Origin of the sequence: uncultured Polaribacter sp., assembly GCF_947501385.1 — a bacterium.
Classification (GTDB): Bacteria; Bacteroidota; Bacteroidia; order Flavobacteriales; family Flavobacteriaceae; genus Polaribacter.
In genome coordinates this window covers 59,850-84,358 of sequence record NZ_CANMVP010000002.1, presented here as the reverse complement: position 1 = coordinate 84,358, position 24,509 = coordinate 59,850, and the positions used below count along the sequence as shown (strand labels likewise).

Annotated in this window: 21 protein-coding genes, 1 other RNA gene and 1 riboswitch; of the genes, 15 read left to right on the top strand and 7 right to left on the bottom strand. The window is 31.8% G+C overall.

What is annotated here, in order from left to right:
* Nucleotides 1–55: 55 nt before the first annotated feature.
* The 7 genes from Q0998_RS01830 (at nt 56) to Q0998_RS01800 (ending at nt 5,804) form a co-directional block, all read left to right on the top strand.
* On the top strand, nt 56–265 hold the full coding sequence (locus Q0998_RS01830; protein WP_299665422.1) for a hypothetical protein: 210 nt from the start codon (nt 56–58) through the stop codon (nt 263–265).
* Nucleotides 266–577: 312 nt separating this feature from the next.
* A complete protein-coding gene (locus Q0998_RS01825) occupies nt 578–1,117 on the top strand; it encodes an ORF6N domain-containing protein (protein WP_299665419.1) in 540 nt (179 codons plus the stop codon).
* A 137-nt stretch (nt 1,118–1,254) separates the two neighbouring features.
* Nucleotides 1,255–4,002, top strand: a complete 2,748-nt coding sequence (locus tag Q0998_RS01820) for a DNA gyrase/topoisomerase IV subunit A (protein WP_299665383.1) — start codon at nt 1,255–1,257, stop codon at nt 4,000–4,002.
* 241 nt (nt 4,003–4,243) lie between these two features.
* Nucleotides 4,244–4,489 (top strand): CopG family transcriptional regulator, encoded by a 246-nt coding sequence (locus tag Q0998_RS01815; protein ID WP_299665380.1) that lies wholly within the window; start codon nt 4,244–4,246, stop codon nt 4,487–4,489.
* A complete protein-coding gene (locus Q0998_RS01810) occupies nt 4,476–4,763 on the top strand; it encodes a type II toxin-antitoxin system RelE/ParE family toxin (protein ID WP_299665377.1) in 288 nt (95 codons plus the stop codon). The genes Q0998_RS01815 and Q0998_RS01810 overlap by 14 nt, the downstream gene beginning before the upstream one ends.
* A gap of 10 nt (nt 4,764–4,773) precedes the next feature.
* A complete protein-coding gene (locus Q0998_RS01805) occupies nt 4,774–5,106 on the top strand; it encodes a DUF2834 domain-containing protein (RefSeq protein ID WP_299665374.1) in 333 nt (110 codons plus the stop codon).
* Nucleotides 5,103–5,804, top strand: a complete 702-nt coding sequence (locus tag Q0998_RS01800; RefSeq protein WP_299665371.1) for an aspartate/glutamate racemase family protein — start codon at nt 5,103–5,105, stop codon at nt 5,802–5,804. The genes Q0998_RS01805 and Q0998_RS01800 overlap by 4 nt, the downstream gene beginning before the upstream one ends.
* Here Q0998_RS01800 and Q0998_RS01795 read toward each other — a convergent pair whose 3' ends face one another.
* On the bottom strand, nt 5,805–6,938 hold the full coding sequence (locus tag Q0998_RS01795) for an ABC transporter substrate-binding protein (protein WP_299665368.1): 1,134 nt from the start codon (nt 6,936–6,938) through the stop codon (nt 5,805–5,807).
* 59 nt (nt 6,939–6,997) lie between these two features.
* Nucleotides 6,998–7,247, top strand: a riboswitch (cobalamin riboswitch).
* A gap of 153 nt (nt 7,248–7,400) precedes the next feature.
* Between Q0998_RS01795 and Q0998_RS01790 the strand changes: the two genes are divergently transcribed.
* Complete coding sequence (locus tag Q0998_RS01790) at nt 7,401–9,350, top strand: TonB-dependent siderophore receptor (RefSeq protein ID WP_299665365.1); 1,950 nt, start codon at nt 7,401–7,403, stop codon at nt 9,348–9,350.
* Between the two features lie 100 nt (nt 9,351–9,450).
* On the opposite strand, the gene Q0998_RS01785 is transcribed toward Q0998_RS01790, so the two are convergent.
* From Q0998_RS01785 to Q0998_RS01775, 3 genes are read right to left on the bottom strand one after another with little or no spacing between them, the layout of a single operon-like run.
* Complete coding sequence (locus Q0998_RS01785) at nt 9,451–9,963, bottom strand: hypothetical protein (protein ID WP_299665362.1); 513 nt, start codon at nt 9,961–9,963, stop codon at nt 9,451–9,453.
* Nucleotides 9,964–9,966: 3 nt separating this feature from the next.
* The gene (locus Q0998_RS01780) at nt 9,967–10,686 is read right to left on the bottom strand and encodes a DUF3307 domain-containing protein (RefSeq protein ID WP_299665359.1); all 720 of its coding nucleotides are present in this window, start codon (nt 10,684–10,686) and stop codon (nt 9,967–9,969) included.
* A 2-nt stretch (nt 10,687–10,688) separates the two neighbouring features.
* Nucleotides 10,689–11,303 carry a SatD family protein gene (locus Q0998_RS01775; RefSeq protein ID WP_299665356.1) on the bottom strand — a complete coding sequence of 205 codons (615 nt, stop codon included), beginning with the start codon at nt 11,301–11,303 and terminating at the stop codon, nt 10,689–10,691.
* A gap of 270 nt (nt 11,304–11,573) precedes the next feature.
* On the opposite strand from Q0998_RS01775, the gene Q0998_RS01770 reads away from it, so the two are divergent.
* From Q0998_RS01770 to Q0998_RS01740, 7 genes are all read left to right on the top strand, one after another.
* The gene (locus Q0998_RS01770) at nt 11,574–13,895 is read left to right on the top strand and encodes an ATP-dependent helicase (protein ID WP_299665353.1); all 2,322 of its coding nucleotides are present in this window, start codon (nt 11,574–11,576) and stop codon (nt 13,893–13,895) included.
* A gap of 109 nt (nt 13,896–14,004) precedes the next feature.
* Nucleotides 14,005–14,658: a DUF4290 domain-containing protein gene (locus tag Q0998_RS01765; RefSeq protein WP_299665351.1), complete on the top strand. Its 654-nt coding sequence runs from the start codon at nt 14,005–14,007 to the stop codon at nt 14,656–14,658.
* A gap of 6 nt (nt 14,659–14,664) precedes the next feature.
* Nucleotides 14,665–15,975: a UDP-N-acetylglucosamine 1-carboxyvinyltransferase gene (gene murA, locus Q0998_RS01760; RefSeq protein ID WP_299665349.1), complete on the top strand. Its 1,311-nt coding sequence runs from the start codon at nt 14,665–14,667 to the stop codon at nt 15,973–15,975.
* Nucleotides 15,976–16,085: 110 nt separating this feature from the next.
* Nucleotides 16,086–16,634 (top strand): nucleotide exchange factor GrpE, encoded by a 549-nt coding sequence (locus Q0998_RS01755; RefSeq protein ID WP_299665346.1) that lies wholly within the window; start codon nt 16,086–16,088, stop codon nt 16,632–16,634.
* 152 nt (nt 16,635–16,786) lie between these two features.
* The gene (gene dnaJ / locus Q0998_RS01750) at nt 16,787–17,920 is read left to right on the top strand and encodes a molecular chaperone DnaJ (RefSeq protein WP_299665343.1); all 1,134 of its coding nucleotides are present in this window, start codon (nt 16,787–16,789) and stop codon (nt 17,918–17,920) included.
* 194 nt (nt 17,921–18,114) lie between these two features.
* Nucleotides 18,115–18,482, top strand: an RNA gene (gene rnpB, locus Q0998_RS01745) — RNase P RNA component class A.
* 186 nt (nt 18,483–18,668) lie between these two features.
* Entirely contained in the window at nt 18,669–20,936 is a 2,268-nt protein-coding gene (locus Q0998_RS01740; protein ID WP_299665340.1) for an aconitate hydratase, read from the top strand.
* Between the two features lie 128 nt (nt 20,937–21,064).
* Here Q0998_RS01740 and Q0998_RS01735 read toward each other — a convergent pair whose 3' ends face one another.
* The 3 genes from Q0998_RS01735 to Q0998_RS01725 form a co-directional block, all read right to left on the bottom strand.
* On the bottom strand, nt 21,065–21,415 hold the full coding sequence (locus Q0998_RS01735; protein ID WP_299665338.1) for a hypothetical protein: 351 nt from the start codon (nt 21,413–21,415) through the stop codon (nt 21,065–21,067).
* 194 nt (nt 21,416–21,609) lie between these two features.
* Complete coding sequence (locus tag Q0998_RS01730) at nt 21,610–22,800, bottom strand: aspartate aminotransferase family protein (RefSeq protein WP_299665336.1); 1,191 nt, start codon at nt 22,798–22,800, stop codon at nt 21,610–21,612.
* Nucleotides 22,801–24,411: an OstA-like protein gene (locus tag Q0998_RS01725; protein WP_299665333.1), complete on the bottom strand. Its 1,611-nt coding sequence runs from the start codon at nt 24,409–24,411 to the stop codon at nt 22,801–22,803.
* Between the last annotated feature and the right edge of the window lie 98 nt (nt 24,412–24,509).

Below are 24,509 nucleotides of genomic sequence, written 5' to 3'. Positions count from 1 at the left end.
TAATTACAAATAAACTTTCAAGTTAACATAAATTAATAAATAAAATAATAATCATATGAAATTATTAAAACTACTAATAGTAACTGTAATAATTATTTTTGCAAGTTGTACATCAAATAAAGAAGAAGATTGTTATAGGAATATCGATCAAGATTATATAACAGGTTTTGGTGGAAAAGCTTACTATTACACTGAAACAATACAAGTAGCTTGTGATGACAATTCTACAGATCTAATCGAATTCAAATTGTACAATAATTGTTGAGATTAAGGGAAATGATGGAGGGAATATTTTAGATTTAAATAAAATTGAACTTTTAGAAGTAAAATATGCATTGGTAAGAAAAGTTAGATAATAATAGTGTTTTAAAAAAACTCTATGAGAATTTACTAACAATATTTATTGAAATGTGAAGTGTAAAATTGGCACCTTAAGATTTTATAAAGACCTCACAGGTTTTAAAAACCTGTGAGGTCTGGAGACTAAAGATTGGAGATCGCAATTTGCGACCTCCAATTAAGAGAAAAAGAAAAGACAAACTTGAGGTCACAAACTATGACCTCAAGATTATAAAAAATGACAGCAAAAGAAAGTTTAATAATTCCTGATGAAATTATTACTAACAAAATCTATCTGATTCGGAATCAAAAGGTACTGTTAGATAGCCATTTGGCGGAATTATATCAAGTGGAAACTAAAATTTTGAAAAGACAAGTCCGTAGAAATATAAATCGTTTTCCTGAAGATTTTATGTTTGAAATGTCTAAAGAAGAATACGATTCTTTAAGGAGTCAATTTGGCACCTTAAAGAGAGGAGAGCATTCAAAATATCTTCCAATGGTTTTTACAGAACAAGGAGTTGCCATGTTATCGAGCGTTTTAAATAGTGATAGAGCGATTGCTGTAAACATTAAAATTATCAGGATTTTCACGAAAATGCGAGAATTATTAAGTGATAATTTGAGTCTGCGATTGGAAATTGAAGAAATCAAGAAAAAAGTAACGAATCAAAGTAAAAATATAGAGTTGGTGTTTTCTTATTTAGATGAATTGATTGATAAAAAAGAGAACGAAAAAGAAAGAACTAAAATTGGCTATAAAAAAGCTGATGATTAAAACAATTAGTTATTAAATACCCCCGCGTTAGGGATTGAAGCGACATCCTTTTTGTTTTTTTACAAAAAGATATAGCGGAAAGCCCGCTCGAACGCCCAAATAAATAAGTACAGAATTAAACGATTTAACGTTTTTAGATGAGTGAAGAAATAAACGAAAACGAACGCGAAGAAGAATTAACGAATCCAGAAAATCAAGAAGAAATTCTTGATAATGAGAACGATGCTGTAGAAACCATTACCAAAGTCACAGGAATGTACAAGGAGTGGTTTTTAGATTATGCTTCGTATGTAATTTTAGAAAGAGCAGTGCCTTCTTTGGAAGACGGTTTAAAACCTGTACAGCGTAGAATTATGCATTCTATGAAAGATTTAGACGATGGCCGTTACAATAAAGTAGCGAATATCGTGGGTCATACCATGCAATACCATCCACATGGAGATGCTTCCATTGCCGACGCAATGGTGCAGATTGGCCAGAAAGAATTGCTGATTGATATGCAAGGAAACTGGGGAAATATCTTAACAGGCGACCGCGCAGCGGCTTCTCGTTATATAGAAGCTAGATTATCTAAGTTCGCACTTGACGTTGTTTTTAACCCGAAAACTACGGATTGGAAAATGTCTTATGACGGAAGAAGAAAAGAACCCATCGATTTACCCGTAAAATTTCCATTATTGTTGGCACAAGGAGCAGAGGGAATTGCAGTAGGTTTATCTACCAAAATATTACCTCATAATTTTATTGAGCTGATTGATGCTTCCATAAAATACTTAAAAGGAAGAAGTTTTAGAATTGTTCCCGATTTTTTAACGGGCGGAATCGCAGATTTCACCAATTATAACGATGGAAAAAGAGGAGGAAAGGTGCGTGTGCGTGCAAAAATTGCACAATTCGATAAAAAGACCTTAGTAATTAATGAGATTCCTTTTGGTACCACAACAACCTCATTGATTGAGAGTATTATAAAAGCCAATGAAAAAGGAAAAATAAAGATTCGTAAGATTGAAGACAATACCGCTGCAGAAGTAGAAATATTGGTGCATTTGCCACCAAACGTTTCGCCAGACAAAACCATTGATGCGTTGTATGCTTTTACCAATTGTGAGAATTCTATTTCGCCTTTGGCTTGTACCATTGAAGACAATACACCTGTTTTTGTAGGTGTTTCAGAAATATTGAAACACTCCACAGATTTAACAGTCGATTTGCTGAAAAAAGAATTAGAAATTCAATTAAATGAATTGGAAGAACAATGGCATTTCTCTTCCTTAGAACGCATTTTTATAGAAAACAGAATCTATCGAGATATTGAAGAGGAAGAAACTTGGGAAGGCGTAATCAAAGCAATCGATACAGGTTTACAACCGCATATCAAGCATTTAAAACGTGCCATTACTGAGGAAGATATTGTTCGTTTAACAGAAATTCGAATTAAGAAAATATCAAAATTTGATATCGATAAGGCTAAGCAATTTATTGAAGGTTTAGAAGCTAAAATTGAAGTGGTAAAAGGGCATTTGGCAAATCTAATTGAATTTGCAATCGATTATTTCAAACGTTTAAAAGATACTTACGGAAAAGGAAAAGAGCGGAAGACAGAAATCAGAATTTTTGATGACATTGTTGCCTCAAAGGTTGCGATGAACAATGCAAAACTCTATGTAAATCGGACAGAAGGTTTTATTGGAACTTCTTTGAAAAGAGACGAATTTGTAACCGATTGTTCAGATATAGATGATATCATCGTTTTTAGAAAAGATGGTAAAATGATGGTGACAAAAGTAGATTCGAAAACTTTTGTAGGTAAAGACATCATTCATGTTGCGGTGTTTAAAAAGAAAGACAAAAGAACAGTATATAACTTTATGTATAAAGATGGTGTAAAAGGTGCGTCTTATATGAAACGTTTTAATGTGACTTCTGTAACAAGAGATAAAGAATACGATTTAGCAAACGGAAATAAAGGCTCTAAAGTACTCTATTTTTCTGCAAATCCAAATGGAGAAGCAGAAGTGGTTACCATTAATTTACGTGCTGTTGGAAGTGTTAAAAAGTTGAAATGGGATATTGACTTTGCAGATTTAGCGGTAAAAGGCAGAGCGGTAAGAGGAAATACAATTACAAAATATACCATAAGGTCTGTCGATTTTAAATCGGAAGGAGTTTCTACGTTAAAACCGCGTAAAATTTGGTTTGACGATGCTGTACAGCGTTTAAATGTAGATGATAGAGGCGAATTGTTAGGGGAGTTTAAGGCGGAAGATAAATTATTAATCATCACCCAAAGTGGAAAAGCAAAAGCGGTTAAACCAGATTTGGCCATGCATTTTGAAGACGATATGATTGTGTTAGAAAAATGGAAGCCGAACAAACCCATTTCTGCCATTTATTTAGATGGAGAAAAAGAACGTTATTATGTAAAACGCTTCTTGATTGAAACTACAGAGAAAGAAGAACTGTTTATTTCTGAACACCCTAAAAGTCAATTAGAAATTATTGCGACAGATTACAGACCCGTTGCAGAAGTGCAGTATTCGAAACGAAGTTTAGAAAATGAGAAGATTAATTTTGAAGCTTTTATTGCTGTAAAAGGCATCAAGGCACAAGGCAATGTATTTACCACCAATAAAATTAAGCAGGTAAACTTGTTAGATTCTTTGCCTTTTGAGGAACCAGAAGAAGAAAAGACAGAAGAAATAGAAGTGGTAGATGAAGAGATTGTAGAAGAAACCTTGCCTATGGATGTGCCTATTGTTGAGAAAAAAGATACTGAACCAAGTTCAGCATTAAATAAAGAGGATAAAAAAGAGGCACTTTTAAAGAAAGCAATTCAGAAGAAAAAAGAGAATACTGATGATGATACGCAACAGAAACTGTTTTAGAAATTATGTTCTCCTGCAAGGTTTCAAAAACCTTGTAGGTGTTTTTGTACCGTTATTTTATGATACCTACAAGGTAAAATAAAGACCTTGCAGGAGAAGCCACTTAGTTAAACATTGCTTAAATAACACATAGAGATTCCTACGGAATGATCTGTGGAAAGAGAGTAATTCAATCAAAATAACATTAAAATATTTTAAAAAAACATATTTTTGGTGTAAATTTACATCAAAAACGAATCAAATGTCAAGACAAAGTATTTCTTTCACACAACCTAATGATGAATGGCTAAAATCTCAAGTAGAAACAAAAGAGTATTCTAGTAAAAGTGAATTGGTAAACGATTTAATTAGACAAGCCAGAAAGCAACAAAGACAAATAGATTGGATTAGCTCTAAAATAGAACTGGCAGAAAAAAGTGGATTTACAAATCAAACTCAAGCTCAAATTTTAGCAGAATCAAAGTCTTTATTGAATGACGAATTATAGGTTAAGTAATATTGCTAAAGAAGATTTAATTAGAATTCATCAATATGCGGTTGAAAAATTTGGAATGCTTCAGGTAGATAAATATTTTAATATGTTTTTCGAATATTTTGATATAATAACAGAGCGTCCTTTTTCTTTTGAATCTGTAGATTTTATAAAAGTAGGTTATAGACGCTGTGTTTGTGGTTCCGATAGTATTTATTATAGAATGAACAACGATATTATAGAAATTATGACAATTGTTGGAAGACAAGATTTAAAAAATATTAAATAATAATATTTCTATGAAACTCAAGCACCTCTATTTGGCACTATCCGTTTTAGGTATTTGTTATACTTGGTATTACAATATACAATGGTTTCAAACGGTGGAAAACCCTACTTTCTTCAGTTTTATGCAAGACGCACAAGTCAATTTTGCTGGGAAATCTTTTGGTGCAGATTTAACCGTGGTTGTGTTAACGTTTTTTGTATTTATGATTCCAGAGAGCATCAAACTAAAAATTAAGTTTTGGTGGATTTTAATTCCGCTGACTTTTTTAATTGCCATTGCATTTACCTTTCCATTATTTTTATATATGAGAGCAAATACGCTTGAAAATCTGCAATCAAAATGAACAAAATAGGACTTATTGGTGGAATTACACCAGAATCGACCATATTGTATTACCGAATTTTAAATCGATTAAATGCTTCTAAATTAGGCGAAAAACATTCCGCAGCCATACTTATAAATACATTAGATTTTGGTGAGGTTTCTCAATTGCAATCAGCAGGAAAATGGGACTTGTTAAATGAAATGATGGCAAATGCTGGCAAAAGTTTAGAAAATGCTGGTGCAACGTGTATTTTAATTTGCGCAAATACCATGCATTTGTGCATTGATGCTGTAAGAAAAGTAGTAAAAATCCCTGTGATTCATATTGCAGAAGCAACAGCCAAAGAAATAACAAATCAAAAATTAAAAAAAGTAGCTTTGCTAGGAACAAAATACACCATGGAGAAAGACTTTTTTAAAGAGATCTTGATTTCGTTTGGTATTGAAGTGATTATTCCGAATGCAGAAGATAGAGAAGAAATTCACGGAGTTATTTATGATGAGTTATCAAAAGGAGAGTTCAACGCAACATCTAAAGAAAACTACATCAATATTATCAATAGACAAATTAAAAACGGAGCAGAAGGTATTATTTTAGGATGTACAGAAATTCCGCTATTAATTCAACAAGAAGACGTTTCTGCACCCATTTTTGATACTACTAAAATTCATGCAACTGCCGCATTTGAATTTTCGAATCTTCAAAAGAATCAATAGTTATTGCATCTTTTCAAAGAAAGTTAAGCTGTAATTAGGTAGCAAATTAGGATGTGTAATTTTAATAATATCTTTTAGCACCAAATCGGGTCTTGTAAGTGCCAATTCATAGTAAAGAACACCACCCGTTTTTCCTTTTTTTATGGCGGGTGAATAAATTCTATCATTTTTAAAAGAATCAAATTCGGCATACAAACCATTACTTTTTAAAAGCTGTTCTTTCGATGAAAAATAGCCGGGAGCAATCCAAAAATCAGCATTTTTAGCTTTGTCAAAAACACTTTCAAAACTTAAAGACAAGCTTCCTTTTCCTTCGGAATTTTGCCATAAATAATTCAAATTGGCATCTTTTAAATATTGGGCAACAAAACTTTCTCCTGCGGGTAAATTCCAAATGTCTTTACTCATAATAGCGCCAGATAAAATTGTTGGTTGTTTTTTCGCTTTGAAAGCAATATGTTTAGCTTCTAAATAATTTGCTTCAATTACTTTAAAAATACTATCTGCTTGCTTTTCTTTGTCAAATAAAACACCAAAAAATTTAAGCCATTCTGCGCGTCCTAATGGAGTTTCTTCTAACCAATCTCCATTATAAATGACATGTATGCCCGATTTTTTAATAGTTGTTAGACTTTTATCTGCAGAAGTTACACTGTAACCTACCACCAATTCAGGTTGTAAATCCAATAAAATTTCGGTATTTAGCGAGCTTTCTTTTCCTATTTCTGTGATTTTTCCAGCATCAATTAGTTGTCTTGTTTTTTCTGATGAAACATATTTAGAATGTGGAAAGCCAACAATGGAAGTTTCTTCGCCCAACAACTCAACCATTGGAATGTGAGTGGTAGAGGTAACTACAATTTTATCAATAGGAACTTGTAGCACTTCACTTTTAGATGCTGATTTTTGAGTTGTTTTTTTCTCTATCGTATATACAAAAACTTCTGCAGCGTTTTGATAAGCAGCTTTTATAATTAATTGTTTGATTCCTTTTTTATCTACAATATCAAAACCCTTCGCATATTTAATTCTTGTGGATGCAATTTCTGGTATTTCTGTATTTTTTTCCTTTTTACATGATATAGAAATAGTTAGCAATAAAATGGATAAAATTTTTAAGGAGATACTTTTCATCAGAAATATTTTTGAGAACAAGATTACAAAACAATTGTTGTAAGAACAATTTTTATAGTACTTTTGACATGATTTTTGGTTTTGATGTACCCATCGTTTTGCATCAAATTAAAAGGGAATCTGGTTAAAATCCAGAACTGTTCCCGCAACTGTAAGTTTATGTTGAAACATGTACTGAATTTATTTCAGTATCATTCAGCACCTTTTTAAAGGATGTTACTTCAACTTTTGCCACTGATAAATTATTATTGGGAAGGCATAGTAACATAAAAACAAGTCAGGAGACCTGCCTAATATCAAGATATAAAAACTTTCGGGATAGAAGTTTATGTACCAATTTATATTCGTACACGAAATTTACCTGATTTATTCAAAAAATGACACTTTTTTAGCTTTGCTGAAAAGGTTTCTAATGAAAATGTTATTCCCTTGAAAACGGGAATCTAAATCAAACGTATTAAAATGAAGAAACAATTATTAATTGTGGGTGCTTTGACATGTAGTTTTGTCAGCACAAATCTTTTTGCACAAAAAACTGTAAAGCAAAAAGACAACGTAGAAACGTTAAAAGAAGTTGTGGTAACTGCAACAAAATTCAACCTGAAAAAAGAAAATACAGGAAAAGTAATTCATAAAATTACACAAAAACAACTGCAGCAAAATGCAGGTAAATCTGTTATTGAAATTTTAAATACAATTGCTGGTATTGATGTAAGAGGAGTAAATGCAAATCCGTCGGAACCAAGAAGTATTAATGTTAGAGGTGGAAGAAGTAGACAGGTTTTGGTATTAATTGATGGTGTTCCCGTAACAGATCAATCTGCTATTAATCAAGAATTCGATTTGCGTTTATTAGCAATAAACCAAATAGAAAGTATTGAGATTTTAAAAGGAGCGTCTTCAACTTTATATGGTTCTGGTGCAGCAACAGCTGTGATAAATATTATTTTGAAAAAAGCTGCAAAAGATAAAATTTCTGGTTCTTTTGAAACGAGCGTAGGTACAAATAATACGGCAAATACTTCAGAAAGTAGTTTGTCTGACAGAAATCAAAATGTAACTGTTAACGGATCTTTAGGAGATTTCAACTTTTTAGGTTCTTTTAGTTTAACAGGTGTTGACGTAATGTCTTCAGCAAAAAGCACTACCAATGCAGTTTTTGAAAACGATGCTTTTTATTCTAAAAACGGATTGTTGAAATTAGGCTATAAAGTCAATAAAAAATTAAGTATTGAATCTTTTTTAAATTATGATGAATTTGATTATGATTTTGATGCTGGTGCGTTTTCAGATAGTGATGTAAACCAAGGAAATCAACAACAATTTAGAGTAGGAATTAGACCCAATTATACTTATAATAACGGACAATTTTATGTGTTAGCTTCAGCGAATGTGGTCAAAAGAAATTTAGATCAGTATAATTCTTTTGCAAATACTTTAGACAATTACGAGTTTGTTGGAAGAAGTGTAAATGTAGATTTGGTAAATAAATATGAGTTTTCTGCAACCAATATTCAGTTGATTACAGGTTTAAATTATCAAATTCACAGTAACAACACAGTGACACCTTTTGGAATGATTGAAAAAGGAATCGCTAATTTTAATACAGTCGATCCTTATGCGAGTATTGTTTATATCTCAGATTACGGTTTAAGTGTAAACGTTGGCGGACGTTTAAATATGCACAATGTATATGGAAATCAGTTTGTCTACGATGGAAATTTAGCATATTCAGTATTAAAAAATGAGAGTGCTTCTGTAAAATTATTTACATCTTACAGTACTGCATTTATTGCACCAAGTTTGTATCAACTATACGATGGTTTTGCTGGAAACGTCGATTTAAAACCAGAAACAAATGAAACTTTTGAAGCTGGTTTTGATGTAAATTATAAAGATTGGTTACAGTTTGATGCCGTTTATTTCAATAGAAAAGAAACCGATGCCATTATTTATGACAATACTACTTTTAAGTATGGTAATGGAACCTCAGATGCAAATGGTTTTGAAGTAAATACTAGAATTATACCTACCCATTTTTTATCAATAAATGCTTCATATACATATGTTGATAGAGATCAATTTGAAGATTTTAACGATTACATTCCTGAAAACAAATTTGTTGCAGGATTAGATATAACGCCATTTGAAAATGTATTTTTTAATTTTACCTATAGAAATGTAGGTGAAAGAACAGTTTTTGATAGGTATGGTTCTTTTACAACTGCAGGAGAAGATGTTATTTTAGAAAGTTACCAAGTATTAGATTTTATGACCAATTATAAATTACTAGGAGATACCGTTACCGTTTTCGCGGCTGTTACTAACATTTTAAACGAAGATTATGATGATATTTTTGGTTATGCTACAAGAGGCAGAAACTATAAAGTAGGCCTAAGGTTACAATTTTAGAGCAGAGAAAATAGACTCAAAAAGAAAAAATTATAATTATCCCTAATTTATATGTTTTATATAATAGGAAAGCCTTCTTTTCATTAAGAGGGCTTTTTCATTATAAAAGCTTTCTTACTTCGTTTTTAATGAAATCTACTGCAGTTTCTGTAGGCGGAACAGCTCTAGAGTAGTCAATCAACACATTTTCTCTTAAATCATTTGCAGAAGCAGAAGTTTCTGCAACTTGTTTTAACTTATTGGTCACTGCATTTTTAGCTGCGTGAATTGCTGTCCAAGCATTTTCAGAAATATAAATTTGTTGTACTAAATTATGTTCAAATTCCTGTTCTATATTGGCAATTAAAAGTTGTAGATAATCATTTGTATTTGTTGAAATTGGCGGAATACGCATCAACATTTTTACAGGATTTATTCTGTCGCAAAATAACATTAAACGCTCATAAGCTTTTAGTTTAATGGGCAAACCTTCCTTTCTTTGTTGCGCTAACAATTCTAATTTCTTCTCAGAATTTTTATTATTGATGAATCCCTTAAACATGTAATAAGCTACAAAACCAGTAACAATAGCTGGCAAAATGTATGCAATACTTTCTAAAATTTTATCTTCCATAAACTATACAATTGTAACTACATACGAATATAAGATTCCTATTATAATTGCCAACCCGAAACTTAATAAAGTGCCAATTAAAATATATTCTGTTAGTTTTCTGTCTTTAGAAGATTTTAAATCTCCGAATCTAAAAACAGACTTTGCTGCCAATAGAAAGCCAATAGCTTCCCAATGATTGGTAATGACAAAAACAAAAACGAATAAGCGTTCTAAGATACCAATATAGCGTCCTGCTTTTGCTAAAGAATCATCGTTTTCATTTTTACTCTCAGGATTCCATTGGGTAATAAATACTTTTATAATAATTGCTGAAACACTGGTTACTAAAAGAATTGCAATGGCTAATAATAACGTTTTATCTGTAAAAAAATCTTCCACAGAAAAATTAAAATTAGCATACATAGCAGCTACAAAAATTAATGCAGATAGATGTAAAACTTGGTCTATAAAAAACCACACTCTTTTTGTTTTTTTCTTCTGAAAGTAAAGTTTTGCAACATCAAAAATAAAGTGAGAAATAATAATCATTATAAAACCAAAGCCATAGGTTGCCAAATTTAATTGAAGCACAATTAATAATAAAAGAGCATGGATAGCAATATGAAGATAAAGTTTAGAAGATTTAATTTTTTGTTCTTCTTTGTCTTTTACCCATTTTTCTGATTGAAAAACAAAATCTCCTAAAATATGTGCCAATAAGATCTTTAAAAACAAGAACATAATTATTGATTTATTTTTTGTTGAATTAATTTTCTAAAACGCTTTTCTAACTTCATAATAGGTTCAAAACCCGCACGTTTTTGTCTTTCACTAACTCTGCCTTGAGTAATTCCTAAAATATCGGCAATTTCTTTTTGTGTAGCATCTTCTTTTTCTAATGAAAAATTGAAAACTTCCGCAGAATTTTGTGTCCAAGAATCTATTGTTAATAAGGCTAAATCTAGCGCAATATTTAATTCTTCATCAACATCTTGCCAAGGTGTTTTTATTGCTAAATTTTGTTTTTTTAGGTAATTATCAAATGCAAAACCAGAATTTATAAAAGCTTCGCCATTAGATTCTGTAATATGCGCATTTTTATATTCTTTTTTTCCAATGCCAATTCCAATTCTTACATCAATATTTTCGGCTTTTTTTAAATGAGATTTTATTTTTAAAGTAGCAAATAATGCTTCTTCACTATTTTTTATCTCTAATTGAAAACTATCACCTCTATAAACCTGCCAATTTTCAGGAGATTCACCAAAAGTTTTTAACGTCTTTTTTAAGGCTTCTAGCCAAAAAGCATCCTTTTTTTTTCTTGAATTTATAATATCTCCCGTTAAAATACTTGTCATGAATAATTATATTTACTGACAAATGTATAATTTATTCGTTAATATAACAAAATTATCTGCTCTCAGGCAGATATTTCAATTTATCTGCTCTCAGGCAGATATTTTAATTTATCTGCTCTCAGGCAGATATTTTAAACGTTTTCAAAATAATTCAGTTTTTAAGACAGATAGTATCACTAAAAACTTGTGAATAAAAAACAGCAAGCATCCTTTAAATAAACGAATAGTTTGGCTAAATTCACGTTTTAAATACTTCCAAAAAAAAAGCACTTGAATAGTTACTTAAATTCTTTAAACGAAGCTCAAAAACAGGCTGTTTTACAAAAAGATGGCCCCATGATTATTATTGCTGGTGCAGGTTCTGGGAAAACACGTGTGTTGACTTACAGAATTGCACATTTAATGCAACAAGGTGTAGATTCGTTTAATATTTTATCGCTCACATTTACCAACAAAGCGGCAAAAGAAATGAAAAACAGAATTGCTACTGTAGTTGGTGTTAGTGAAGCAAAAAATCTTTGGATGGGAACTTTTCACTCGGTTTTTGCAAGAATTCTACGATCAGAAGCAGATAAATTAGGCTTTCCATCAAATTTCACCATTTATGATACGCAAGATTCAGTTCGTTTGATCTCTGCTATTATTAAAGAAAAGAGCTTAGACAAAGAGCGCTATAAACCCAAACAGATTTTAGGTAGAATCTCATCGTTTAAAAATAGCTTAATAACGGTAAGAGCCTATTTTAATAGTGCCGATTTGCAGGAAGCAGACATGCATGCAAGCAGACCAAAAGTTGGTGATATTTATAAAGAATATGTAGACCGATGTTTTAAAGCAGGCGCGATGGATTTTGATGATTTATTATTAAGAACTAACGAATTATTAGCACGTTTTCCTGAAACTTTGGCAAAATACCAAGATCGTTTTCGATACATTATGGTAGATGAGTATCAAGATACAAACCATTCTCAATACATTATTGTAAGAGCTTTGGCAGATCGTTTTCAAAATATTTGTGTGGTTGGAGATGATTCTCAAAGTATTTATAGCTTTAGGGGTGCAAATATTCAGAATATTTTAAATTTTCAGAAAGATTATCCAGACGTAAAAACCTTTAAATTAGAGCAAAATTATAGATCTACTAGTAATATTGTAAATGCTGCCAATTCGGTAATTGCAAAAAATAAAACCAAATTAGACAAAGAAGTTTGGACTTCTAATGATGCCGGAGATTCTATAAACGTAATGCGTACCATTTCTGATGGGGAAGAAGGGCGTTTTGTAGCACAATCTATTTGGGAAAATCAAATGAATTACCAATTAACACCTGATGATTTTTGTGTATTGTACAGAACAAATTCACAATCAAGAGCTATTGAAGATGCGTTAAGAAAAAAAGGAATTGACTATAAAATTTATGGTGGAATTTCTTTTTACCAAAGAAAAGAAATCAAAGATATTTTGTCTTATTTGCGTATTTTAATCAACCCGAATGACGAAGAAGCGTTAAAAAGAATTATCAACTATCCTGCACGTGGTATCGGTGCAACTACCATAGATAAGTTAACAATTGCTGCAAATCATTATAAAAAATCAATTTTCGATATTATAAAATATATTGATAAAATCGATTTAAAAATTAATTCTGGAACAAAAAATAAGTTGCAGAACTTTATGAATATGATGTTGCGTTTGCAAATTGAATCGCAAACAAAAAATGCTTTTGAAATTGCAGAAGTTGTTGTAAAACAAATTCAATTAATTAAAGATTTAGAAAAAGACGGAACGCCAGAGGCAGTAAGTAAAGTAGAAAATATTCAAGAATTATTAAACGGAATTAAAGATTTTATAACCGATAAGATAGAACAAGGAGAAGATGCTTCTTTAACGTCATTTTTAGAAGATGTTGCGTTGGCTACAGACTTCGATTCAGAAAAAAATGATGACAAACCAACTGTTTCTTTAATGACCATTCACCAATCTAAAGGATTGGAATATTTGTATGTCTATATTGTGGGTTTAGAGGAAAATTTATTTCCTTCTGCCATGAGTATGAATACAAGAAGTGAATTAGAAGAAGAACGCAGATTGTTTTATGTGGCATTAACAAGAGCAGAAAAAGTAGCCTATTTAACCTACGCGCAAACCCGTTACAGATGGGGAAAATTGATTGATGCAGAACCCAGTAGGTTTTTAGAGGAAATTGACGATCAATTTTTACATTATATTACTCCAAAAGCACCAGAACCCTCTATAAATAGATTTGTAGATAAAAGTATTTTTGAAGATGCACCTAAAGGAATTCGTTTTCAAAAACCCATTCAACGTAAAAAAATAGAGCGAGATTTGGCACAAAAGAAAGAAATCATCGTTCCTAAAAACTTAAAAAAAGTTTCTCAAATTGTACAAAAAACAAATCTTTTTGATGGTGATATTGTTACAGGAAATATTGTTGAACACAATAGATTTGGTAAAGGAACCGTTGTTGGAGTAGAAGGAAAAGGGCCCGATAAAAAGGCAGAAATTCAATTTGCAACCGCAGGAAAGAAGAAATTATTACTGCAATTTGCTAAATTAAAAGTCATTGGGTAAAATTCATTCAAAAAAACTAAAAATAAATTGTTATTTTGCACCCTCAAATAACTTCAATACAATAAGCATTCTTGAGTCTAAGTCAAGAAGACTTCACTAAAATAAATAAATGACATTCGATTTAGAATACAATTCAGCAAGACCGTTAATGATAATACCAGAATACGGCAGACATATACAAAAATTAGTAGACCATTGTGTGGCTTTAGAAAGCAAAGAAGAACGTGATAAAATGGCAAAAGCAATTGTAGATGTCATGGGAAATTTACAGCCACATTTACGTGATGTTCCAGATTTTAAGCACAAACTATGGGATCAGTTGTATATCATGTCAGATTTTAAATTAGACGCAGAATCTCCATATCCGATTCCTTCTAGAGAAGAATTGCAAGAAAAACCAGAGAGCTTGCCATATCCTAAATATGCATCAAAATATCGTTATTATGGAAATAATATTCAAACGATGATAGATGTAGCGCTAAGTTGGGAAGATGGTGATAAGAAAGAAGCATTGGTTTTTACTATTGCAAATCACATGAAAAAGTGTTATTTAAATTGGAACAAAGACACGGTAGATGATGCTGTAATTTTTAATCATTTATATGATTTATCTGACGGAAAATTTGATCTAAGAAATTCTGAAGAAGAATTGTCTGAAAGTAAGAATTTGTTGAGAAAAAGAAATTCTCAAGGGCAGAACAATACCAAAACCGTTCACAAGAAACCACATCATAACAACCAACATAAAAATAGAAAAAGATAAGATTTAATGGCATCATTTAAAATTGAAGGCGGACATAAATTAAACGGAACCATAACGCCACAAGGAGCAAAAAATGAAGTATTACAAATACTTTGTGCAGTTTTATTAACTCCAGAAAGAGTTGTTGTAAACAATGTTCCAGATATTATAGACGTAAATAAATTAATTTTTATTCTTGGTGAATTAGGTGTAAAAGTTGAAAAATTATCAAGTAATTCTTATGCTTTTCAAGCAGATGAAGTAAATTTAGATTATTTAGAATCTGCAAATTTTAAAAGAGACGGAAGCTCTTTACGTGGCTCAATCATGATTGTTGGTCCATTACTGGCACGTTTTGGAAGAGGATACATTCCGCGCCCTGGAGGAGATAAAATTGGTCGAAGACGTTTAGATACCCATTTTGAAGGTTTTATTAGACTAGGTGCAAAATTTAGATATAACAAAGAAGAGCATTTTTATGGTGTTGAAGCAGAAGAATTGCACGGTGTAGAAATGTTACTTGATGAAGCTTCTGTAACAGGAACAGCAAATATTTTAATGGCGGCTGTTTTAGCAACAGGAACTACCAAAATTTACAATGCAGCTTGTGAACCTTATATTCAGCAATTGTCTAAAATGCTAAATGCTATGGGTGCAAAAATCTCTGGAGTTGGTTCTAATTTACTAATTGTAGAAGGTGTAGATGCTTTGGGTGGTTGTAAGCATACGGTTTTACCAGATATGATAGAAATTGGTTCTTGGATTGGTGTTGCAATTATGACACGATCTGAATTAACCATAAAAGATGTAAGTTGGCAGAATCTTGGACAAATTCCTAATGTATTCAGAAAATTAGGCATCACTTTAGAAAAAAGAGGCGATGATATTTACATTCCAGCACAAGAATCGTATAAAATTCAGAATTATATAGATGGTTCTGTTTTAACGGTTGCAGATGCCCCTTGGCCAGGTTTTACACCCGATTTATTAAGTATTGTTTTGGTGATTGCTACACAAGCAAAAGGAACTGTTTTAATTCATCAAAAGATGTTTGAAAGCCGTTTATTTTTTGTTGATAAATTGATAGATATGGGCGCAAAAGTAATTTTGTGCGATCCCCATAGAGCTACTGTGATTGGAATGAATTTTAAATCGAGTTTAAAAGCAACAAAGATGACTTCTCCAGACATTAGAGCAGGAATATCCTTATTAATTGCAGCACTTTCAGCAACAGGAACATCTATCATCAATAATATAGAACAAATAGATAGAGGTTATGAAAACATCGAAGCGCGTTTAAAATCTATTGGTGCGAAAATTGAAAGAATTAATGACTAGCAAGACACTTAAGTGCCTTGTTGTATAAAAAATAGTGTCAGTTTGACACTATTTTTTTGTTGGCAACATTTTTGCCAATCATTGATAGATAATTTAATGATTACAAAGAAATGAGTAAGAAAGAAGATATAAAAGAAGAAGGAATAAATACTACAGAAGAAACACAACAAGTTGAAGAAAATCAAGAAGTTGTAGAAGAAATTGTAACAGAAGAGCCTACTTCAGAAGAGTTATTACAAGCTGAAAAAGACAAGTTTTTACGTTTGTTTGCAGAGTTTGAGAACTATAAAAAGAGAACAACAAGAGAAAGAATAGAGTTGTTTAAAACTGCAGGACAAGAATTAATGACATCTTTACTGCCAGTTGTTGACGATTTTGAACGTGCTCTAACTCATATTGAAGAAGATAAGGAAGCAGAAGAATTAAGAAAAGGAGTTTTATTAATTTATCAAAAATTCTACAATACTTTAGAGCAGAAAGGGTTATCAAAAATTGAAACCAATGCTGGTGATCTTTTTGATGCGGAAATTCATGAAGCAATCACTCAAATTCCTGCACCTTCAGAAGATTTAAAAGGCAAGGTAATAGATTGTGTTGAAAAAGGATACAAATTAGGAGATAAAATTATTCGTTACCCCAAAGTGGTAATAGGACAGTAGGTAAAAGAGTTGGCAGTTGGCAGGCTTCAGTAAACAGTGTAAAACTGGCTGAAAATTGCTGTTGTAAACTAAAAATCACGAAGTCTAAAGTTGAAAGTAAGCAGTAAGTAACTGACTGAAAACTGCATACTGAAGACTGAAAACTAAAAAGAATGGCAAAACAAGATTTTTACGAAGTATTAGGCATTTCAAAATCGGCTTCTCAAGCAGAAATAAAGAAAGGCTATAGAAAAATGGCGATTAAATATCATCCAGATAAAAACCCAGATGATACAACTGCAGAAGCAAATTTCAAAAAAGCAGCAGAAGCTTACGAAGTTTTAAGTGATGAAAACAAAAAAGCGCGTTACGACCAATATGGGCACCAAGCTTTTGAAGGTCCTCAAGGTGGCGGTGGCGGTTTTGGCGGTGGCGGAATGAATATGGATGACATATTCAGTCAGTTTGGAGATATTTTTGGCGGAGGCGGAGGTGGCTTTGGCGGTTTTGGTGGGGGCGGAGGCCAACGGCAAGCTAGAGTAAAAGGAAGCAATATGCGTATTCGTGTAAAACTAACTTTAGAAGAAATTGCTAAGGGCGTAGAGAAGAAGGTAAAAGTTCGTAGAAAAGTACAAGCAGATGGCGTAAAGTATAAAACCTGTACAACTTGTAATGGTTCTGGCCAACAAATGCGTGTTACCAATACTATTTTAGGTAGAATGCAAACGGCAACAACTTGTGGTACTTGTTCTGGAGCTGGAGAAATTATAAGTTCTAAACCAAGTGGTGCAGATGCACAAGGTTTAATTATAAAAGAAGAAACGGTACCTATTAACATTCCTGCAGGTGTAACAGAAGGTGTACAATTAAAAGTTGGAGGCAAAGGAAACGACGCTCCAGGTAAAAATTCAATTTCTGGAGATTTATTAGTTCTAATTGAAGAAATTCCGCATAAAACTTTAAAAAGAGAAGGTACAAACATTCATTATGATTTGTATGTAAACTATTCTGAAGCAGTTTTAGGGGTAAATAAAGAAGTCGATACAGTTACAGGAAAAGTAAAAATTAAAATAGATGCAGGTACACAATCTGGTAAAATTTTAAGATTGAAAGGAAAAGGTTTGCCAAGTATTGAAAGATATGGAACAGGAGATTTCTTAATTCATATTAATGTTTGGACACCTCAAGAATTAAATAAAGAGCAAAGACAGTTCTTTGAAAATATGGCTGATGATGAGAACTTTGCACCCGCTCCAAATACCTCAGATAAGTCCTTTTTTGAAAAAGTAAAAGACATGTTTTCTTAAATAGAATTAAAGAAGGATAAAATAATATAAATATTTCGGTAAAAAAACGTTTTTTTATAAGATTTAGCATATATTTGTGGTGTTGCTGATTTATCAGTAACACTTTTTCTTTTTCATAGCAATTTTTCCCACTCAATTTATTGAGTGGGTTTTTTTATAAAAAGAATTTGTAATTTTACAGAATATTAAAAAAATAGCAGGCTTATCTTATCGCTTTGTACTGAACTTGTTTCAGTATCTTATAAATGATAGAAATATGATTGAAAAAGATTCCGTATCAAGTTCGGAACACAGAGGAAAGTCCGGACACCAAAGAGTAATCATAGCGGATAACAACCGTCCAACGTAAGTTGAGGACCAGTGCAACAGAAAGAATGTACAGTTCGGCTGTAGTGAAACCAGGTAAACTCTATGAGGTGCAATGTCATGTATATTAGAGTTTGAGGGCTACTCGCTCGATTCTAAAGGGTAGACAGATGGATTCTAAGAGTAATTTTAGAACTAGATAAATGATAAGAACCTTTTTAAGGGAACAGAATTCGGCTTATTAGCCTGCTTTTTTAATATTTACAATTATCATATTTTTATTATTTTATAGAATTCACTTCTTTTCTTTACAGAATAATCAGTCTTTTTAAAAATAGCTTTTCTTTATTCATTAATTGTAGCTATCTATTATTTATCTTTTAAAATTGACTTAAAAAATGTAAATTTGTTTTACTTATAATTTATAAAATTTAACTAGAATATGGCTTTTGATATTGAGATGATCAAAAATGTGTACGCAAGCTTTGTAGAACGCGTAGATGCAGCAAGAGAAATTACAGGAAAACCTTTAACGCTAGCAGAGAAGATACTATATGCTCACCTTTGGGATGGAACGCCAAGTAAAACTTTTTCAAGAGGAAAAGATTATGTGGATTTTGCACCCGATAGAATTGCACTACAAGATGCAACTGCACAAATGGCTTTGTTACAATTCATGCAAGCTGGAAAAACAAAAGTTGCTGTTCCTACAACAACACACTGTGATCATTTAATTCAAGCCAAAAACGGAGCAAGTTCAGATTTACAATCTGCTTTAAATACAAGTAATGAAGTTTTTAATTTTTTAGAATCTGTTTCTAATAAATACGGTTTAGGTTTTTGGAAACCAGGAGCAGGTATTATTCACCAAGTAGTTTTAGAAAATTATGCATTTCCTGGAGGAATGATGATTGGTACAGATTCTCATACAGTAAATGCAGGAGGATTGGGTATGGTTGCCATTGGTGTAGGTGGTGCTGATGCCGTAGATGTAATGGCTGGAATGCCTTGGGAATTAAAGTTTCCAAAATTAATTGGTGTAAAACTAACAGGAAAACTTTCTGGTTGGACAGCCCCAAAAGATGTTATTTTGAAAGTAGCAGATATTTTAACTGTAAAAGGAGGAACAGGAGCTATCGTAGAATACTTTGGTGATGGAGCTATAGGAATGTCTTGTACTGGTAAAGGTACAATTTGTAATATGGGTGCAGAAATAGGAGCAACCACTTCTACTTTTGGTTATGACGAATCTATGGAACGTTATTTACGTGCTACAGATAGAAGCGATGTTGCTGAGGCAGCAAATAAAGTAAAAGAGTATTTAACTGGAGATGATGAAGTTTATACAAACCCAGAAATGTATTTCGATCAAGTTATTGAGATCAATTTGTCAGAATTAAGTCCATTATTAAACGGCCCCTTTACACCAGATTTATCTACAAAAGCAGGTTCAGATATGACGAAAAGAGCCAATGAAAATGATTGGCCTTTAAAAGTTGAATGGGGTTTAATAGGTTCTTGTACAAACTCTTCTTATGAAGATTTATCTAGAGCTTCTTCAATTGCACAACAAGCAATTGATAAAGGATTAACAATGAAATCAGAACTAGGTATCAATCCAGGTTCAGAAAAAGTAAGATATACAGCAGATAGAGATGGTATCATCGGAATTTTCGAGAAATTAGATGCTAAAATATTCACAAATGCCTGTGGACCATGTATTGGGCAATGGGCAAGATATAGTGATCCTGCAAATGCACCGAAAAACTCAATCATTCATTCTTTTAATAGAAACTTTGCAAAACGTGCAGATGGAAACCCAAATACACATGCTTTTGTTGCTTCACCAGAAATGGTTGCAGCTGTAGCAATTGCTGGTCGTTTAGATTTTAATCCAATGACGGATAAATTAATCAATAAAAACGGCGAAGAAGTAATGTTAGAGGAACCAACGGGATGGGAATTGCCTCCAAAAGGTTTTGAAGTAAAAGATGATGGTTATTTGGCTCCTGAAGAAGATGGAAGTCACGTTAAAATAGCTGTAAAAGATGATTCAGAAAGATTGCAATTACTAGAACCTTTTACTCCATTAGGAGACTCTATAACGGGTGCAAAATTACTAATAAAGGCTTTCGGAAAATGTACCACAGATCATATTTCTATGGCTGGACCTTGGTTGCGCTACAGAGGTCACTTAGACAATATTGCCAATAATACCTTAATTGGTGCAGTAAATGCATTTAATAAAAAGACAAACTTTGTTAAAAATCAATTAACAGGAGATTATGACGCTGTTCCTGCAACACAGAGAGCATATAAAAAGGCTGGAATTAAAACACTTGTAGTTGGAGATCATAATTACGGTGAAGGTTCTTCTAGAGAACATGCTGCAATGCAACCTAGACATTTAGGTGTCGCTGCTGTTTTAGTAAAATCTTTTGCTAGAATTCATGAAACAAATTTGAAAAAGCAAGGAATGTTAGGGTTAACATTTGCCAATGAAGCAGATTATGATTTAATTCAAGAAGATGATACATTCAACTTTTTAGATTTAAATGCCTTTGCACCGGGTAAACCTTTGACTATTGAAGTTGTTCATGCAGATGGTACAAAAGATATTATTGTAACAAACCATACCTACAATCAAGGACAAATAGAGTGGTACAATCAAGGTTCTGCTTTAAATTTAATTAAATTAGAAAACATATAGTCTAATTTGTAAATTATAATTTGAAAACTCCTGAATTTATTCAGGAGTTTTTTTATAGATTATTTTAGAAAAAAATGCCCAAACAAAGTCTAACTTTAATTCGGGCACCAACTAACCAACCAGTTGTTTTACTTTACATTTATTTTTAAAGGCATTTTATAGATTTCACCTCTTTTTATTCCTTTGGTAATAATTTTTTTATAATTTAATTTTCTCTTTAAAAAAGAATTCAATTTCGAGACTTCAGAATTTATAGATACCACAACAATTTCATTGCTATTATTGATGATAAAAGAAACTTCAACTTTAGTGGTTTTTTTCAATTCGATAGGAATGTTTTTCCCAATAAAAGAAGACATCTCTTTTCTTAATGTTTTTGTTTCTTTTGAATCCTTCGGCTTTGGGTCTGTTGCTGAAACTGAAAATACAGTAGATAAACTAATTGCAATAACGGCGATAATTGTTTTTAAATTCTTCATTATAAGTGTTTTTTTAGGTTAATGTTATATGGTAAAGACGGTTTCATTCTAAAAACGTTTCAAGTATTCTAGAGTTTGGGATTTTATTAACGCTATTTAACTGAAATTAAGAAAAATTGTATGTTTTCTCAACAACCGAAAAATAATCAAGAATTTAAAGTATTTTAAAGTGAAGAAGATTGTTAAAACGAATACTAAAGAAGTTTCTTCGTTATTTGATCGATGCTTTCTTTTATAATTTTGCAGCCTAATTTTATTTCTTCATCAGAAATAGTTAATGGAGGTGTAATTCGCATAGCACAACCTTCAAACAAAAGAAAGAAAAGAATTAACCCTTTTTCTATACATTTGTGAATAATATTTGCTGCCAAATCTGGAGTTTCTACAAAAGCAGCAAGCATTAAACCTTTTCCTCTAATTTCTTTTATAGATGGATGCTGTAAATGTTTTCTAATAAGTTGCTCTTTTCTTAAACTCTCTGTAAGGAAATTTTGATTCAGAATCTCTTTAACAGTGGCATATCCTGCAGCAGCAATTACAGGATTTCCTGCAAACGTAGAAATATGACCTAATTTCGGATTGTCTTTTAATAATGCCATCATTTTAAAGGATGCAATAAATGCACCAATGGGCATTCCACCGCCCAAACCTTTTCCAGTAATTATGATGTCTGGAACTACATTATAGTTTTCAAATCCCCAAAAAGTACCCGTTCTACCAATTCCAGTCTGAATTTCATCTAGAATTAAAAGCGTACATACTTCGTCACATTTTTTCTTTATTTTCGAAAGAAAATCATTTTGTGGCTCTATAAAACCTGCACCACCTTGAATTGTTTCTAAAATGACAGCAGCAGTTTTATGTGTAATTTTTTCAATATCAGCTTCATTATTAAATTCAATATACCGAGTACCAGGTATTAAAGGTCTAAATGCTTGGTTCTGTTCTTCTACACCAGAAACACTCATTGCACCCATCGTATTGCCATGATATGATTTTTTTGCAGCAATAATTTCAGCTCTTTTGGTAACTCTTTTGGCTAATTTTAAAGCACCTTCCGTAGCTTCTGTTCCAGAATTAGTAATGTAAACGGAGTTTAGATTTTCAGGAGAATTTTCAACCAAAAGCTTGCATAAATCTACTTGTGGTTTTTGAATAAACTCACCATACACCATTACATGTGCATAAGCATCTAATTGGTTTTTTATAGCTTCAGTTACTTTCGGATGATTGTGCCCCAAACTATTTGCAGAAACCCCAGCAACAAAATCTAGGTATTTTTTACCAGAAGTGTCATAAATATAACTTCCTTTTGCGTGAGAAATTTCTAAAGCAAGTGGGTGAGGAGAGGTTTGTGCTTGGTATTTAAAGAAATCATCTTTCATCTAATTCTTTTTAGAAGAAACAACTTCTTTGGTATTTTTAGGATCGTTCATCAATAGCGGTTTTACGAGATCTTTATCGCTTTTAATTGGGGGCTTTTCTTCTTGATCTTTTTTAAAAATATCTTCTTTTGTTTTGGGTTGTTCAGTTTCTCGCCAAACAAAACCTTTTAATTTTCTGTCTTCTTCAGGGAATTTCGAAGGCGGATATGTTTTTCCTTCAGACAATTTTAAGTATTTGATATTTACAATTTGTCCGTCTTCTAAAATAAATTCAATATTACTAGAAATCTCTTTTGTAATGGTTTCTAAAATATTGGTTTCTTCATTTCTATTATAATATACAGATTCTGCATTTCCTTTTACCAATAGTAAATTGAGCTTGTTTTCTTTAAACTTACCAAACATGTTTCTACCTTTTATTTGGTTGAAATCATTATCTGCAACTGAATCTTTAGAGACAATAAATGCATTGTTCAGTACTTTTAGAGAGTCTAATTTTTCGGTTTCAACATTAGATATTAAATGAATAGTGTCTCCCGTAATTTGATTTCCATCTGACCATAAAACAGGGTTTCTAAACATTTTGGTATAGCCCGTTTGTTGGTCCGTAAAAATAGAATCGCATTTGCCTTGTAAGTCAGATTTAAAAATCTTTACATTGTGATACGTTCTAACAATTCTTTTTTCTGGAATGCCAGTAACCAATAAAGTATCTCCATGAATAAAAGTAGAATCTTTGTCTACAATAGAAATGGCAATTGCTCTTTTGATGATAAAAAGCGAATCTTTTTCTTCAAAAATTTCTGCATAATTTCCTCTCGTAACAAAGTTTTTTACGGTATCTATTACTTCAATATTATTAGTTGCAGAAGCAAAACCTTTCTTTTTATCATAATACAAACTATCACCTTCTACCGTTCTTTCTTTTAAATAGAGTTTTGCATTTTTTACAAAATAAGAAATATCTGTTTTTGTGTTGTAGAAACCCCGTTCACAATAAATTCTATTTTCATTTTGAGTGTTTGTAATGGTTGATGGTCCGTATAAATAGGTCAAACCCGAATTTGTGTAATAATCTAAGTGATTTGATTCTAAATTATGTTCAGGATTTACCACAGTAACTCTAGTAGTTGCTGTAAATTTTTTGGTTTCTAAATAATAATTTCCGTACTTACTATTTAAAGTGTTGGTAGCATCTTTAATGGTTGCGTAACTTCTATAATATAATTTTTGATTTAACCGATCAAACTGTAAAGTGTCTGTAGTCAATGTCATTGTAGGATCTTTTAACACGACATTTCCCCAAGATAAAGCTTGTTTAGAATTTGCATCATAATCTGCATAATCACTCGTTTGCGTAATGGTATCTCCTTGTTTGATTAGAACTTTTCCAATTGCCTTAAAGAAATTTTCTTTTCTATAATACAATGCTTGTTTGCAGGTTAATACAATTCCATCCTGTGTCATTTTAACTTTCCCGATAAGCATGGTAGCTCCAGGATATTTATCTTCGTCAGTGTTTTGATATTCTGAAGTATACACAAGTTGTTTAGACTGAGCGAACAACAAAGAGGACATACCTATTAAAAATAAAAAAAGTATTTTTTTCAAAAGAAATGATTTTAAGCAAAAATACTGAAAAGAATATCCGTAGAGACTTAAAGTTTAATTAAAAATTTATTCCCACAAAAAAAGCATCTTTTGAATTT